General features: G+C 63.3%; 16 protein-coding genes. 6 read left to right on the forward strand and 10 right to left on the reverse strand.

Features of this window, described 5'->3' with window-relative positions:
* Positions 1 to 168 precede the first annotated feature (168 nt).
* Positions 169 to 930, forward strand: coding sequence for a hypothetical protein (locus tag WP12_RS14620; RefSeq protein ID WP_046194416.1), 762 nt, complete (start codon positions 169 to 171; stop codon positions 928 to 930).
* Positions 931 to 969: 39 nt separating this feature from the next.
* On the opposite strand, the gene WP12_RS14625 is transcribed toward WP12_RS14620, so the two are convergent.
* The 10 genes from WP12_RS14625 to WP12_RS14660 all read right to left on the reverse strand — a co-directional run bounded on the left by WP12_RS14625 (position 970) and on the right by WP12_RS14660 (position 9,866).
* Complete coding sequence (locus WP12_RS14625; protein ID WP_443027875.1) at positions 970 to 1,614, reverse strand: sigma-70 family RNA polymerase sigma factor; 645 nt, start codon at positions 1,612 to 1,614, stop codon at positions 970 to 972.
* 76 nt (positions 1,615 to 1,690) lie between these two features.
* Entirely contained in the window at positions 1,691 to 2,551 is an 861-nt protein-coding gene (locus tag WP12_RS14630) for an AAA family ATPase (RefSeq protein WP_046194418.1), read from the reverse strand.
* Positions 2,548 to 4,695 (reverse strand): flagellar biosynthesis protein FlhA, encoded by a 2,148-nt coding sequence (gene flhA, locus WP12_RS14635; RefSeq protein ID WP_046194419.1) that lies wholly within the window; start codon positions 4,693 to 4,695, stop codon positions 2,548 to 2,550. The genes WP12_RS14630 and flhA overlap by 4 nt, the downstream gene beginning before the upstream one ends.
* A gap of 231 nt (positions 4,696 to 4,926) precedes the next feature.
* On the reverse strand, positions 4,927 to 5,124 hold the full coding sequence (locus tag WP12_RS24915; protein WP_152664008.1) for a hypothetical protein: 198 nt from the start codon (positions 5,122 to 5,124) through the stop codon (positions 4,927 to 4,929).
* Positions 5,125 to 5,228: 104 nt separating this feature from the next.
* On the reverse strand, positions 5,229 to 6,797 hold the full coding sequence (locus WP12_RS24920) for a hypothetical protein (RefSeq protein ID WP_152664009.1): 1,569 nt from the start codon (positions 6,795 to 6,797) through the stop codon (positions 5,229 to 5,231).
* Positions 6,798 to 7,261: 464 nt separating this feature from the next.
* Positions 7,262 to 7,576 carry a hypothetical protein gene (locus tag WP12_RS14640; protein ID WP_046194420.1) on the reverse strand — a complete coding sequence of 105 codons (315 nt, stop codon included), beginning with the start codon at positions 7,574 to 7,576 and terminating at the stop codon, positions 7,262 to 7,264.
* Entirely contained in the window at positions 7,573 to 7,851 is a 279-nt protein-coding gene (flgM, locus tag WP12_RS14645; RefSeq protein WP_046194421.1) for a flagellar biosynthesis anti-sigma factor FlgM, read from the reverse strand. Before flgM ends, WP12_RS14640 begins: the two co-directional genes overlap by 4 nt.
* Before the next feature lie 83 nt (positions 7,852 to 7,934).
* On the reverse strand, positions 7,935 to 8,498 hold the full coding sequence (locus WP12_RS14650; RefSeq protein WP_084691163.1) for a flagella basal body P-ring formation protein FlgA: 564 nt from the start codon (positions 8,496 to 8,498) through the stop codon (positions 7,935 to 7,937).
* A gap of 175 nt (positions 8,499 to 8,673) precedes the next feature.
* Complete coding sequence (locus tag WP12_RS14655) at positions 8,674 to 9,180, reverse strand: flagellar motor protein MotB (RefSeq protein WP_046194423.1); 507 nt, start codon at positions 9,178 to 9,180, stop codon at positions 8,674 to 8,676.
* The gene (locus WP12_RS14660) at positions 9,177 to 9,866 is read right to left on the reverse strand and encodes a motility protein A (RefSeq protein ID WP_046194424.1); all 690 of its coding nucleotides are present in this window, start codon (positions 9,864 to 9,866) and stop codon (positions 9,177 to 9,179) included. Before WP12_RS14660 ends, WP12_RS14655 begins: the two co-directional genes overlap by 4 nt.
* 261 nt (positions 9,867 to 10,127) lie before the next feature.
* On the opposite strand from WP12_RS14660, the gene flgB reads away from it, so the two are divergent.
* The 5 genes from flgB to flgF are packed head-to-tail and all read left to right on the forward strand — an operon-like array spanning position 10,128 to position 13,665.
* Positions 10,128 to 10,481, forward strand: a complete 354-nt coding sequence (gene flgB / locus WP12_RS14665; protein ID WP_046194425.1) for a flagellar basal body rod protein FlgB — start codon at positions 10,128 to 10,130, stop codon at positions 10,479 to 10,481.
* A 3-nt stretch (positions 10,482 to 10,484) separates the two neighbouring features.
* Positions 10,485 to 10,889, forward strand: a complete 405-nt coding sequence (flgC, locus tag WP12_RS14670) for a flagellar basal body rod protein FlgC (RefSeq protein WP_046194426.1) — start codon at positions 10,485 to 10,487, stop codon at positions 10,887 to 10,889.
* Positions 10,886 to 11,563 carry a flagellar hook assembly protein FlgD gene (locus WP12_RS14675; RefSeq protein ID WP_046194427.1) on the forward strand — a complete coding sequence of 226 codons (678 nt, stop codon included), beginning with the start codon at positions 10,886 to 10,888 and terminating at the stop codon, positions 11,561 to 11,563. Before flgC ends, WP12_RS14675 begins: the two co-directional genes overlap by 4 nt.
* Positions 11,564 to 11,587: 24 nt before the next feature.
* Positions 11,588 to 12,895, forward strand: a complete 1,308-nt coding sequence (locus WP12_RS14680) for a flagellar hook protein FlgE (RefSeq protein ID WP_046194428.1) — start codon at positions 11,588 to 11,590, stop codon at positions 12,893 to 12,895.
* 26 nt (positions 12,896 to 12,921) lie between these two features.
* On the forward strand, positions 12,922 to 13,665 hold the full coding sequence (flgF, locus tag WP12_RS14685; RefSeq protein WP_046194429.1) for a flagellar basal-body rod protein FlgF: 744 nt from the start codon (positions 12,922 to 12,924) through the stop codon (positions 13,663 to 13,665).
* Positions 13,666 to 13,682 lie beyond the last annotated feature (17 nt).

The following is a 13,682-nucleotide window of genomic DNA, read 5'->3' on the forward strand; positions in this document are numbered from 1 at the left end:
CCCGGCGCAATGTTTCCCCGCGCCGGGGGCCTTTTCCTTGAGTACCTGGAACGGCTCCCGATCCGATGGATTGGATCACGCATTCCAGGATGTTGTGTACCGCGATGATTTTCGGCCGGCCCAATCGGCCGGCCGAAACATCGAGTCAGTGTTCGACAGGAATATGTGATGGATGCGTCTCCCTCGGCCAGCGGAAATGGTTTCGACGCAGCGCTCAAGGCGCTTGAGGATCTCGACACGACGGTTGCCCCGCCCCGCGAGGCAGCGCCTGCGATCGTCGTGGCGCCCGCCATCGAACCGGTCAGCGCCCTTGCATTTTCCGATGCCGAAGACCCAGGCGAGCCCGCCGCGATCCTCGCCATCGCCGTTCCCGAAATCGTCGAGCTCCCTAACCAGCCCGCGGGGCCGGTAGCTGCTCCACAACCCATCGCCGCGGCCGCGCCAGTGCCAGTGCAGGCCGAGGCCGCGCCGGCGGCGCCCGTCCATGTAGTAGCCGCGCCCACCAGGGGCACTTTCACCAAAGTCGCGATTGGACTGGGTCTTGTATCCAGCGCCGTATCAGCTGCCGGGCTGATCGTCGCCGAACGCACCATCATGTCCGCGCAGCTGGTCGTCGCCGACGCGCGCGAGCGCCAGCGCCAGCTCGAACATGCCAACAAGCTGATCGACGATCTGGAACGGGTGCGTGACAAGCAGGTCGAATTGCTCCGCGCGCAGCAGGCGCAACTAAGCGCCGCGCCGGTCAGCAGCGCCGAGCTTCAGCACAGGATGGAAACTTTGCAAGCCGGCCTGCTCGCGCGCGATCCACTCAACGAGGTAGTGGTAGCGATCCGCGAGGGCCAGGCTGGCACCAATGCCCGGTTCAGCGAGTTCGGGATGAAAATCGAACGACTGGAAGCTGCAATGGGTCGGGGTGGCGACGGGCATTGATCGTCGCGCCTCAGGCGCCGGGGGCCGAGGCGGATCAGGCTATCGCCATTCCTTCAGCGAGCCGCGCAGCTTGTCGAGTGCGGCTTTCTTGATCTGGCAAACGCGCGCCGCGCCGATCCCCAATGTCTGGCCGATTTCCTCGAGGTTCATTTCCTCGACGAAGTAGAGCTGGAGAACCATCGCCTCCCGTTCGGGGAGGTCGGAGATATGTCCGGTTAGCGCCTGGCCGAGTTCTTCGCGCTCGATCGTCTGGTCGGCGCGCTCCTCGACATCGGCGAACCAGATCGACTGGTCCGAATAAACCTCATCGAGCGATTCCTGATAGGTCGCGGCGGTCTCGTCGATCAGCGCACGGAAGGCCGCGCCGTCGAGGCCGAGCGCCTGGGCGAGTTCCGACTCACTGGGGCTGCGGCCATAGGTCTTCTCGAACTCGGCCTTGGCCTTGAGCATCTGGCGTCGCTTGCCCATCGCCGAGCGGCTCATGGTGGCGTGACGGCGCAGGTGATCGATCATCGCGCCGCGCACCCGCATCGACGCATAAGTCGAGAAGGCGTGGCCGCGGTCCTCATAGCCATTCGCGGCCTCGACCAGCGAGATCATGCCGATCTGGATCAGATCCTCGATGTCGATCGCCGAGGAAACCCGGCCATGGACATGCCAGGCGATCTTGCGGACCAGCTGCATATGGCTGCGCACCAGCTCCTCCGGCCGTGCCTTCTGGGGCTTGCGGCCATAGGTCAGCTGTTGGGACTCTCTCGTTTCAGCCAGCACGAAGCACCGCCTCCATGCCGAAGAAGCAGTCGCCGCCCGCCTGCGCGCCGATATCGAGCGTGTCGATCGTCCGGGCGAGGTGGCCGATGGCCTGAGCGGCACGCGCATTGGGATATTGGTCGACAACCAGCCGGCGGCGGGCTGCGGCGGTCAGGACGCGTTCGTCCTTGGGAACACCGCCGAGATAGCTCAGCGACGTGTCGTCGAGGAAGCGTGCGGTCACGTCACGGAAGCGGCGGAACAGTTCGCGCCCCATCGCCTCGTCGCCGATGCGGTTGGTGATGATCGCGATGTCGCGGACGTCATGGTCGAGCGCGAGCAGCTTGACGGTGCCGTAGGCGTCCATGAACCGCTCGGCATCGGGCGCGAGCACGACGATCGGCAGGTCGGCCGAAGCGACCATGTCCAGAGTGTCGGGATCGGCGCTGCCTGGCGTGTCGACGATGACATAGTCCAGCGAGCGGCGATGCGGACGGAAGGCGTCGGCGAGCTTGAGGCGCGCGGCGAGGTCGACCCGGCCGGCGGCGTCGACCGGCCCGGCGGGTACGACGAACAGTGCCTCGGGGCCGTCCACGACGATCTCGTCGATCGTCAGGCGGCCGCCGATCACGTCATCGATCGATTCCTTGGGATTGAAACCCATCATGCGGGTCGCGTCGGTCGGGCCCGGATCGCAATCGACCAGCATCGCGCGGCGGTGCATCTTCGAAAGCGACAGCGCCAGATTGGCGGCGATCGTCGTCTTGCCGACGCCGCTGCGGCCACAGGCGATGCTGATTACACGGGCGCTGCGTTGCTGCTTGGCGGTACCCGGCAGGTCGGCGAGGGTTGGCATATGGGCGAAGGTCATGCTGCCGTCTCCAGGGGCCGTGCGCCTAATGCGCCGGCGCTACCTTGATGGGTGGGTCCGCCGCCGACGACAGCTGCGACCTCCACGGCCTTGCCATCGGGGATCTCGAGGAAGGACATGACGGGGGTCTCCGGCAGATGGGGCTTGAGAAGGCGGGCAAGGGCGCGGCGCGCAATCGGCGAGGTGACGATCGCGAACCGGGTCGCGCTGTTGACCAGCGGAGCCGACGCTTCGGAAATCGCCGCGACGACCTTGTTGGCGAGCGCGGGTTCGAACGGGTGGGCGGCGCCGGGCGAAGTGCGGACCGCCTGCGCGAGCAGCGATTCGAGACCGGCGTCGAGGGTGACGACCGGCAGCGGCATCTTCACCGGCACGAGCGTCTGGACGATCAGCGCGCCGATCTTGGAACGGATATTCTCGACCAGCGACTGGGCATCGGCCGACATGGTCGAGGCGTCGACCATCGCTTCGGCGATGCGACGGAAATCCTTGAGGGGCACGCCCTCGGCCAGCAGTGCGCGGCTGGCTGCGGCGATCTGCGCCAGACTGAGCGGCTGCGGGGTGAGGCCGGCGACCAGTTGAGGCGCGGATTCCTTGAGGGCGTCGAGCAGGCGCTGCGCTTCGTCCATGCCGAACAGATCGGCGGCGGCGGCGGCGATCACCTGGTTGAGATGGGTGGCGACCACGGTGGCGGGATCGACGACGGTATAGCCCGCGACGATCGCGTCGCCGCGCTTATCGGGGCTGATCCACACCGCTTCGAGGCCGAAGCTGGGATCGCGGACCATGCGGCCATCGACCGTGCCCTCCAGATCGCCGCTGTCGAGCGCGAGTAGCTGATCGGGGAAGGCTTCATCTTCGCCCATGATCACGCCGGCAACGGTGATGCGATAGGCGTTCGGCGGCAGACTGAGATTGTCGCGGACGCGGACCAGCGGCACGACGAAACCGAGCTCGCGCGAGAGCTGGCGGCGGATGCCGGTGATGCGGGCCATCAGCGGCGCGCCCTTGCGGTCGTCGACGAGGCTCACCAGGCCATAGCCCAGTTCGAGGCCCAGCGCGGCGCCGTCCGAAATCTCGTTCCAGTCGACGCTGTGCGGCGACACCGGGGCAGGAGCGTTGGCGGCTTCGGTCGCGGCGACTTCGAGCGCGGTCTCGGCGCTCTTGGCCTTGCTTAGTTTCCAGGCGGCGAAACCGGCGATGGCCGATGCCGGGAGGATGATGAAGTGCGGCATGCCGGGGACGATGCCGAGCAGGAACAGGATGCCCGAGACCGGCGCCCAGGCGCGGGCCGAACCGAACTGGCTGCTGATCTGGCCGGCAAGGTCGAGCGGCGAGGAGACGCGGGTGACGATCGCGGCGGCCGCGATCGACAGCAGCAGCGCGGGGACCTGCGCCACCAGCGCGTCACCGATCGCGAGGATGATATAGGTGGAGGCCGCTTCCGACAGCGACAGGCCATGGCTCATCACGCCGAGGATCAGGCCGCCGAGGATATTGATCACGAGGATCAGCACGCCGGCGACGGCATCGCCCTTCACGAACTTGGAGGCACCGTCCATCGAGCCGTAGAAGTCGGCTTCGGTGGCGACTTCCTGGCGGCGCAGCTTGGCGTCTTCGGGGGTGAGCAGACCGGCGTTGAGATCGGCGTCGATCGCCATCTGCTTGCCGGGCATCGCGTCGAGGGTGAAGCGCGCCGAGACTTCGGAGACGCGGCCGGCGCCCTTGGTGATCACGACGAGGTTGATCACCATCAGGATACCGAACACGAACAGGCCGACGGCATAGTCGCCGCCGATCAGGAAGTTGCCGAAGCTTTCGATGACATGGCCGGCGGCGGCGGGGCCCAGATGCCCATCGACCAGCACGACGCGGGTCGACGCGACGTTCAGCGCAAGGCGGAACAGGGTGGCGAACAGCAGCACCGTCGGAAAGGAAGAGAAGTCCAGCGGCTTGGCCGCGTTGAGCGAGACCATCAGCACCGCGAGGCTGATCATGATATTGGCGATGAAGCCGACATCGAGCAGGAATGCTGGCACCGGGATCACCATCAGCCCGACGAGCATCAGCGTCGCGAGCGGCAGGATCGCGCTACGGCCGGTGGCCGCCCACAATTTCCGAGTCACCGAAACCGGCGCCGCCATGACTCAGGCCCCCCGCCGCGCGGAGCGCGATATGGCCGGGAAAGTGGCGGAAACTCTGGCTCTGGGCATTGCGTCCTCGATTGCCTTTGCATGACTGCACGACGAGGAATGCCCGGAACGTGGTTAATTTTGCGTTAGGAAGCGTGAATATCGCGGCCCGGACTTAAGACTTTCGGATGAAGGCCGTTAAACTTCGGCTTTCTGGGTCGTGCGGCTGCGCCCGGCATCTACTCAAGTACGGGTGCTGCTTTCATCTTCGAGATGCTGGATGGCTTCTGCAGCACCGCGATGGCCTAGCCGCAGCCAATCCCGGAGCATGATGCGCGCCACTGTTGAAGGAGGTCGCTCAACCAAGTCGGCTACCTCGCCAATGAAATTGCGTAGATTCATTTCCATGCGAATGTGCATGTCTTCCGACTTCTTTTCCAACGGTCGATCCTACACAGGTGTGGGTAAGGCTTCGCGCGTTGCGCCACGATTGCGCCATATCAGCAGCTGAAGGGAACGGTCATGCCGGTAGGCGTTCCAAGCCTTTATGCTAATTGCGACCCGTTCGGCCTCAGCAGCCGGACTCGATGAGAGGCACGAGTTCGAATTAATCGCTCGCGCAGGTGACGAATCGGGCTGCCCTCTCCTAAATTAACACCATCGATTAACCGATCGAAAAAAATATCTGCCCTTTCTTCGTCCTTTTCGGCAAAGCTGCAATGCAATGCTGCAGCAATGCCGCTCCCCATTATTTCACGAATGGTCGCGACGTGCTTTAGGCTATATCTTATTTTGGGAGTGTTTTCTAGTAATTCTAGCAATTCTCCGGTAGATGGAGACGAATTTGCTGATAATACTACTCCTGTACGAATCATCCACAGCCAGCGCAAGGCAGAGGCTAAGATTATCGTATGTACCTCACCTCTTTCACGCAATATATCGCTTGTCGCGCGTCTGCGTCCAATATCTAGGGAGCTAATTATTTCATCAGGCAACCCCTCTACAATGATTGCGGGGAAAGGTTTCTTTGCTTTTTTTCCGGCTTCTAAGCGATGTTGTCCATCCAAAAGCCTGCCGCTGGAGCTTATTTTAATCGTTTGTCCATTTAATCGCCACCGACCTGCTTCTATATCTCTAGCGTACTTAGCTATGACAACCGCAGATACTGTTCTGTTGGGACCGCGATCAGCGAGGAGGCTATCGGCCATGGCGGGATCAATCATTAGGGCTTTGACCTTAATGCTGCGACTTGCCGATCGGCTCGTTTCTGGCAAACGCGGGGCGGTCGCTCGACTAAGTGGACCCCAATCCTGCTCGCCTGCAATTCGAGGAAAACTTTCGCGGTCGGGCGCAAAACGGAGAAGCTTAATCGCCTTTCCGGCTACAAATGCGTTCCAGGCTTTGATTGCAACCGCGAGAACGTAGGTCTGTTTACGAGCTCCGCCTTGTCCCCGCGTAGCGAGCAATATTTCTCGTAGTTGGTTGACGGGGTTATCCGGCGAGTCTGAAATAGGATCCTGAATTTGGGCCAGAAATTGGCTTGCTCGAATAGGATCGATTGCGCTGGCAAGGTAATGCAAAGCAATTCCGCAGCCATGGGGAAGCAGTGGCATGGCGCGTAGTGCCGGTTTGACGCTGTCTCGGATTATCGGATGCTCCTCAAGCACGCCCAACAGAGCCGTGGGAGCTGGAGGTTTACCGATGCCCGGTGTGCGGCCAGAACTGTAGGTCCACAGTATTCTCAGTGCAGCTCCCAGAGCGCGGCCGTGATGCTCCTCACGCATCGATAGCACATCTGCGAGCGTTCGCTTTCGCACAGCGTCGATTGTCTCGAAAGCTGTTACATCAATGCCTTCTATGATCAATGACTCGAATGTCGCGCCCGAGCGCACGCAGGCGTTCAGCCGCGCTCGACCATCGAGCAGCTGTCCATCACCAGAAAACACAATGGGAGCGCCGTTAAGCGCCCATCGCCCATCGCGCATGTCATGTTCGAATGCTTGAACTGAGGCCGCATCAAGTCTGGCACTACCAACGATCCGCTCAAGCATTTGCTTGGCAACCTCCGGAGTGACCTGCTGAATGCGTGATGTAATGGTGGATAAGTTGGACATGCACCCTCCTGCAAGTCCAACTTAGCGGGATGATCTCGCCCTGATCAGTCAGTTTCGTGTCGCACTTACTCAGCTTTTCCGCGCGTCACTGCTATCGGGCGGAATGATAAGGACGCCACCAGATTGGCTTATCAGACGGCTGCTTGCGCATGACCGTGGCAGGCAGATGCCAAGATTCTGTGAGACGCCTCGGATGTACTGCGATGAGGTGAGCAACAATAGCCGAATCGCGTTGGTTCATCTGACCGCACTCGTTATCGTCGGTATCCAAGCCAACGAGTACGGATCGCGCATAACAAGTGAAGAGCCGTATAGGCCTAAATGCCCTTATTAGAAAGAATATACGCTGTTCTTCGGTCATGGAGTGGCGCCATCGTTGAGGATAGTTATGGCGAGCGCCTGATAACGCTGATATTGCCGAACGCGGTGGACGCCCTTGCTCGAATGTCCAGGCAGTTTAAGCGTTAACGCGTATTCGCGTAGGTCGCCGGTGTGCAGTCGAACCGTCCCGCCGCGGTGGCGAGCATGTCGATCCGTTGCTGGGTGCGATCCGCGAGATAGCGGATGCGGGCGCGGGCGGAGTCGGCGAGTTTCATCGCCTCTGCCAGGCGCGCCGAAAGCCCCGGCGTCTTGTTGAAGACGCCGGGGGATTTCAGTGCCGCCACGCTCTGCCCGAACAGGGGAAGCGCGGCTTCGATCGCCTCGATATCATGGGCATCGAGCGCGGCGATCAACGCCTCGCTCGATGCGATCAGTCCATCGACGGCGGCCTCGGTCACGCGTTCGCCCTGGGCAGGTCGAGCGCGATCATCTTGGCGGCGATCGCCTTGGCGTCGATCGGATACTGGCCGGACGCAATGGCCCTGCGGATGGCCTCGATCTTTTCACTGTTGATCGGCGGGCCGGCTTGCGCCAGCGCCGCGACGAGCGACGGCGTCATCGACGTGTCGCTGCCCGTCGTCTGAACGACGTCGACCGGGGCCGCAGCCCCGACCTTGCCGTCCTTGACCTGACCGATGCGGGTCGGGCTGGTCGAACCTACCCCATTGATCATGATTGGTCCTTTCACTTCCGGCCCTTCGGCCAATATGTTTCCCACCATGCCGATGTTAACGACAGGTTTCGAATTCCTTTAAATTATTTAAATCCGATCAGGCGCACACGGCCCATATCGATCACCTCGGCGAACAATGTGCCCGGCTTCGACGCTGCCGAAACGCGGATGCGGCCGCCAATATTGGCGTCTTCCATCGCCATCGCATCGACACTGATCGAATAGGACTGGCCTTGCGCGATCAACTGGACCGGATCGCCCTTGCGGATGTCGGCCCTCGCCATCGGCGCTGGGCGGCCGCCATTTGGCTGCGCGCGATTGGCGGACACCATGTCGACCCTAGCCAGCGGCACGCGCAGGCGCCAGCCCGCGGTGGTGCAGCGGACGGTCACGGCGCCCAGCGTCGGCGGATCGACCTGGATGCCGATCGGGCAGGCGGCGAGCCGCATGCGCCGGTCGATCGGCGCCATCGGGCCGCCCGGCTGGCCGATATCGGCGCCGAGCGTCGTCACAACGATCTGTTCGAGCTGGTCAAGATCTTGCGCGGGGGGCAGCGCCCGCTGCGCGAGCAGGGGCGTCGCCGACAGTGCGAGTACGGGCGCGAGAGTCATAAAGGCGATGCGGATCATGTCGGAACTCCGGGTCATTGGCGGGGCATATCCCCAGACCTGGAAACAAATGGTTAACGCGCCGGTTACTTATTTCGAGATGATGGGAGCGTCACTCCGGGGGAGGGCGGAGCCCCGGCGGCATCGACGGCCAGCGGGACAGATGCCTCCTGAGACTCCGGCCACCGCCGGAGTGACGCTATATACATAGGGGCTAGCGCGAGCCGGCCCCCGGAAACGGTTGCACCGAAATGCGCTGGCCCCTGGCGGGTTCGCTCGCGCGCATTGGCGGAATGGTGATCTCGATCATCGCGTCGGGAACGCCGCCCATCCGGATGGCCCTTGCGACCGCGGTGGTGCGGGCGGCGGACAATTCCCAGCTGTCGAGCCGGGCGGTATGGCCATCGCGGCCCTGGCTGGCGACGATCACGCGCTGCTTCGCCTTCGCCGCTGCTGCGCCAATCGCCTTGAGGCGTGCCGCTTCGCCGGACTTGAGGATCGCCTCGTCCGCCTCGAAGGCGTTCGCGGCGACAAGGCCGTGGATCGTGCTGCTACTGCCATCGCCATCGCCTTCGCCCGAGCCGCCGAACGCATCGCGCATCCCGGCGACCAGCTTGATCCGGTCGCCCACCTGCGCCTGCATCATCACGAAGAAGGCTAGCAGCAGCAGCGCGAGATCGGCGAAACTCAGCACCCAGCGCTGCGAAATCTCCCTCCTCATGCCGCAGTCCGGAAGGCCGGGCGGGCAGGACGGCCTTGCGGCGCCGCGTCGAGCTCGTCACGGGCAAGCAGTTCGAGCTGCTTGCACGCGCTCATCTGCCAGGCGAGTTCGGTCTCGGACAGGCTCTCCAGCCGGCCGGCGACGGGCGCGGCAATCCCCGCGGACAATATGATGCCATAGAGGGTGGTCAGCATGGCCACCGCCATCGCCGGGCCGATCGTCGACGGATCGTCCATCTGGGCGAACATCTGAACGAGGCCGATGATCGTACCGATCATGCCCATCGACGGACCGGCTTCGGCGATAGCGCGCCATACGCCGATCGCGGCCTGATGGCGCAGGCGGCGGCCCTCGATCTCGTCGATGGCCCAGCGGGCGAAGTCCCGTGAGCTGCGTGCTTCGGACAGTTCGCGTGCGGCGCGCATCAGGAAGCGCTGCGCGGTCTCGACCCGATCGACGCAGTTGATGCTGCGGACCTCGGCGAGTTCGCGAATGCGGCTGACGGAAATGCGGGCGGCGGCGGCATCGGCGGTCGGGTCGGCCTTGCCAAGCAGGCCGAGCGCGGCGAAGGCGCGGCCGATATGCGCCCATGGCGCGCGGAAGATGGTGGTGATCAGTGTTCCGCCGAGCACGATCGCGATCGCGGCCGGGTCGATGAAGCGGGCAATCTGTTCAAGCAGGAACATTGTTTCCCATTGCCCTTCACTGGTCAAGAACCCGTTGCCGAACTTGGCTAACGGACCCGGCAGAATCGACCGGCAAAACCTTGCCGCAGCCGGCAACACTTTGCCGCTCACGCGCCAAATGCAGGAAATTTGAGGGGTTTCGACCCTGTTAACCACATTTGGCACGGCAGTTGCTTGGGATGTGGCCAAGGCAGCCGTCGAGCCTGTTCGAACATGATTAACGGCGGCGGCTGACAGACTTTTAGAGGAAGAAGCGAAAAAATGGCTGATCCGCTTTTCGGGGTACATGGCAAGGCGCTGGCGATCCGTTCGCAGCGGCTGGCGATGCTCGCCTCCAACATCGCGAACGCCGCCACGCCTAACTACAAGGCGCGCGATATCGATTTCCAGAAGGCGCTGTCCGACGCGACCGCCAATGGCGGGATGAGCGTCGACCAGGCCGCGCAGAGCAATGTCGGCTACCGCATTCCGCTGGAAACCTCGCTCGACGGCAACACCGTCGAACTGTCCACCGAACAGAATCAGTTCGCCGAGAACGCGATCCAGTACCGGGCCACGCTTTCCTTCCTGGAAGGCCGGATCGGCACGATCATGACGGCGCTGAGAGGAGAATAAGGCATGGCCAACAATCTCTCCGTCTTCGATATCGCCGGCCGCGCGATGTCCGCCCAGATGGTCCGGCTCAACACCTCGGCCTCGAACCTCGCCAATGCGGGATCGGTCGCGGGCAGCAAGGCCGAAGCGTTTCGCGCGATCAAGCCAGTCTTCTCCTCGGTCACCGACAGCCCCGGCGTCGCGACCGTGAAGGTCGATCAGGTGGTTGCTTCCAACATCGAACCCACCAAGCGCTACGACCCCAACCATCCCAAGGCCGACAAGGACGGCAATGTCTGGGAAGCGGGCGTCGATCAGGCGCAGGAGCTGGTGGAGATGATGGAGACCTCCCGCCAGTACCAGAACAACGTTCAGGTCATGCAGACCGCAAAGACGCTCACTCTCGACACACTGAGGCTCGGCAAATGACGATCAACACCGGCACTAGCTACCTGGACAGCCTTACCGGCAACCCGAAGGGCAGCAGCACGACGACGACAAAGTCGAACAATGCGCTCGATCAGACCGCTTTCCTGAAGCTTCTGACCACGCAGATGCAGACCCAGGATCCTTTCGATCCCGTCGACAACACACAGATGGTCGCCCAGATGGCGCAATTCTCGTCGACCACCGGCATCGCCGAGATGAACCAGTCGCTCAAGGCGATCACGCAGAGCCTGGCCTCCAGCCGCGTCGGCGACGCCGCCAGCTGGATCGGCAAGGCCGCGCTGGTCGAATCGAAGACCGCAAGCGCGCTGTCCGATGGTTCCTTCGCCGGCACCGTCACGTTGCCCGAAAACGCCTCGAGCGTCAGCGTCAGCCTCGTCGATTCGACCGGCAAGGTCGTTTACACTGGCCGCGCGAACGACGTCGCGAAGGGCGACCTGCCCTTCTACTGGGACGGCAAGGACCAGGAGGGCAACGCCGTCGCCGGCCCGCTGACCATCTCGGTCTACGCGAAGAACAACGAGGCCAAGACGATGGACAGCTCGACCGCGAGCTGGACCACCGTTCAGGGCGTCCAGTCGCCTGCCAGCGGCGCCACCAAACTCGTCACCGCGCTGGGGAATATCGACCCGGCCGACGCCATCCAGCTTTCCTGATTTTCGGTAACGGAGCTTAACGCCATGTCCTTTTACACCTCGCTTTCCGGCCTCAAGGCCTCGCAGACGTCCCTCGGGGTCATCTCGAACAATATCGCGAATGTCGGCACCACCGCGTTCAAGCGGAGCAGCACCGAGTTTTCCGATCTGGTGTCATCCTCACCGACCCAGGCCGCCGGTATCGCCGGCCAGGGCACGCGGCTTCGCGGCATCAACCAGCAGTTTACCCAGGGCGGACTGGCCAGCTCGGAGCGCTCGCTCGATCTCGCCATCTCGGGCCAAGGCTTCTTCGTGACCCGCGCATCGGGTTCGAACGCCCAGATCGCCTATACTCGCAACGGATCGTTCACCGTCGACAAGGCGCGCTACCTGACCGACAGCTCGGGCGCTTATCTGCAGGTGCTTCCCACCGACTCCACCGGCACCGTCACCAGCACCGGCGTCAACGCGGCGCGCGCGGTACAGCTGCCGCTGTCGTCGGGCACGTCGAAGGCGACCGAGGAAATCGACCTCGCCGTCACCTTCCCGTCAGCAGCCGACGTTCCCTCGGCACGGTCGGTTTACAGCACGACCAGCCCCTATGCTTTCGATCGTGACGATCCCAACAGCTACAATCAGTCGACCACGACCACGGTCTACGACAGCGCCGGAACGGCCTATCCGATGACCACATACTATGTCCGCGATAATATTCCGTCGGGCACGACAACGACGACGACCTGGACCGCGCACACCTTCATCGGCGATCAGGAGCTGAGCTATGACGGCGCAGCGGCGACCCAGCCGGCCCCGCTCTCGCTGACCTTCGACGCGGCGGGCGTTCTGACCGCGCCGACCGGGACCGTCACGACCGCCTCGATCAATCCATCGGGCGCTTCGGCCCCGCTGGCGTTCGACCTGACCTATGCCGGCGCGACCAAGATGGGCACGGTTCCGTTCACGATGACCAGCTTCGATCAGGATGGCTTCGCCGCGGGCCAGCTTGACAACATCTCGGTCGGCACCGACGGCCTGATCACCGCGACCTTCTCGAACGGCGACACTCAGGCGTTGGGCAAGATCATCGTCGCCAACTTCTCGAACCCGGAAGGCCTGCGCCAGCTGGGTGACAGCAAGTGGAGCGCGACCGGTAACTCGGGCGAGCCGATGATCAGCGAAGCCGCCACCAACGGCGCGGGCACGATCCAGTCGGGTGCGCTCGAGCAGGCCAATGTCGACATCACCGAGGAACTGGTCGCGCTGATTCAGGCGCAGCGCAACTTCTCGGCCAATGCCAAGGCGATCGAGGCGGCCAACACGATGACCACCACGATCGTCAACCTGCGCACATAAGCCTGAGACGCTGAGGGAAACCGGCCATGGATAAGCTGATCTACAGTTCGCTTTCGGCGATGCGGGCAGCGATGGCGCGTCAGACGACGACCGCCAACAACCTTGCCAACATCAACACGGCCGGTTTCCGCTCCGAAATGAGCTCGAGCTCGGCCCTGTGGCTGAAGGGCGACGGCTTCGACAGCCGCGCGACCAATTCGGGCGAAGTGGTTTCGGCCGATATGTCGGAAGGCACGGTCGCCGAAACCGGCCGCACCCTCGACGTCGCGCTCCAGGGCAAGGACAAGCTGCTCGCGGTGCAGAGCCGCGAGGGCGACGAAGCCTACACCCGCCGGGGCGACCTTCAGGTCAGCGACAGCGGGCTGCTCACCACCGGCGACGGCATGCCCGTCCTCGGTGACGGCGGCCCGATCACCCTGCCGGCCTATGACAAGCTGACGATCGCTTCCGACGGCACGATTTCGATCGTGCCGCAGGGCGGGGATCCGACGCAGATGCAGCAGGTCGACCGGCTTAAGCTGGTCGCCGTCAACGGCACCGACATCGCCAAGGGCCTCGATGGCCTGTTCCGCGCCCGCAACGGCGGCGCGCTGGCGGCGGACCCCGACGCTACCGTCCGTCAGGGCGCGCTGGAGGGTTCGAACGTCAATGCTTCGGCCACGCTGATCGACATGATCGAAGCGAGCCGGGACTGGGACATGCAGGTGAAGATGATGAGTGCGGCTCAGGACATCGACAAGGCGTCGACCGAATTGATGAGCCTCACCTGAGCCCTAACAGATTTAGA

Source organism: Sphingomonas sp. SRS2 (genome assembly GCF_000971055.1).
Classification (GTDB): Bacteria; Pseudomonadota; Alphaproteobacteria; order Sphingomonadales; family Sphingomonadaceae; genus Rhizorhabdus.

Excerpts from the sequence above, each read along its gene's own strand:
- WP12_RS14620 (WP_046194416.1), top strand. The coding sequence starts at position 169 with ATGGATGCGTCTCCCTCGGCCAGCGGAAATGGTTTCGACGCAGCGCTC.
- WP12_RS14625 (WP_443027875.1), bottom strand. The coding sequence starts at position 1,614 with ATGCAGCTGGTCCGCAAGATCGCCTGGCATGTCCATGGCCGGGTTTCC.
- WP12_RS14630 (WP_046194418.1), bottom strand. The coding sequence starts at position 2,551 with ATGACCTTCGCCCATATGCCAACCCTCGCCGACCTGCCGGGTACCGCC.
- flhA (WP_046194419.1), bottom strand. The coding sequence starts at position 4,695 with ATGGCGGCGCCGGTTTCGGTGACTCGGAAATTGTGGGCGGCCACCGGC.
- WP12_RS24920 (WP_152664009.1), bottom strand. The coding sequence starts at position 6,797 with ATGTCCAACTTATCCACCATTACATCACGCATTCAGCAGGTCACTCCG.
- flgM (WP_046194421.1), bottom strand. The coding sequence starts at position 7,851 with ATGATCAATGGGGTAGGTTCGACCAGCCCGACCCGCATCGGTCAGGTC.
- WP12_RS14650 (WP_084691163.1), bottom strand. The coding sequence starts at position 8,498 with ATGACCCGGAGTTCCGACATGATCCGCATCGCCTTTATGACTCTCGCG.
- WP12_RS14655 (WP_046194423.1), bottom strand. The coding sequence starts at position 9,180 with ATGAGGAGGGAGATTTCGCAGCGCTGGGTGCTGAGTTTCGCCGATCTC.
- WP12_RS14660 (WP_046194424.1), bottom strand. The coding sequence starts at position 9,866 with ATGTTCCTGCTTGAACAGATTGCCCGCTTCATCGACCCGGCCGCGATC.
- flgB (WP_046194425.1), top strand. The coding sequence starts at position 10,128 with ATGGCTGATCCGCTTTTCGGGGTACATGGCAAGGCGCTGGCGATCCGT.
- flgC (WP_046194426.1), top strand. The coding sequence starts at position 10,485 with ATGGCCAACAATCTCTCCGTCTTCGATATCGCCGGCCGCGCGATGTCC.
- WP12_RS14675 (WP_046194427.1), top strand. The coding sequence starts at position 10,886 with ATGACGATCAACACCGGCACTAGCTACCTGGACAGCCTTACCGGCAAC.
- WP12_RS14680 (WP_046194428.1), top strand. The coding sequence starts at position 11,588 with ATGTCCTTTTACACCTCGCTTTCCGGCCTCAAGGCCTCGCAGACGTCC.
- flgF (WP_046194429.1), top strand. The coding sequence starts at position 12,922 with ATGGATAAGCTGATCTACAGTTCGCTTTCGGCGATGCGGGCAGCGATG.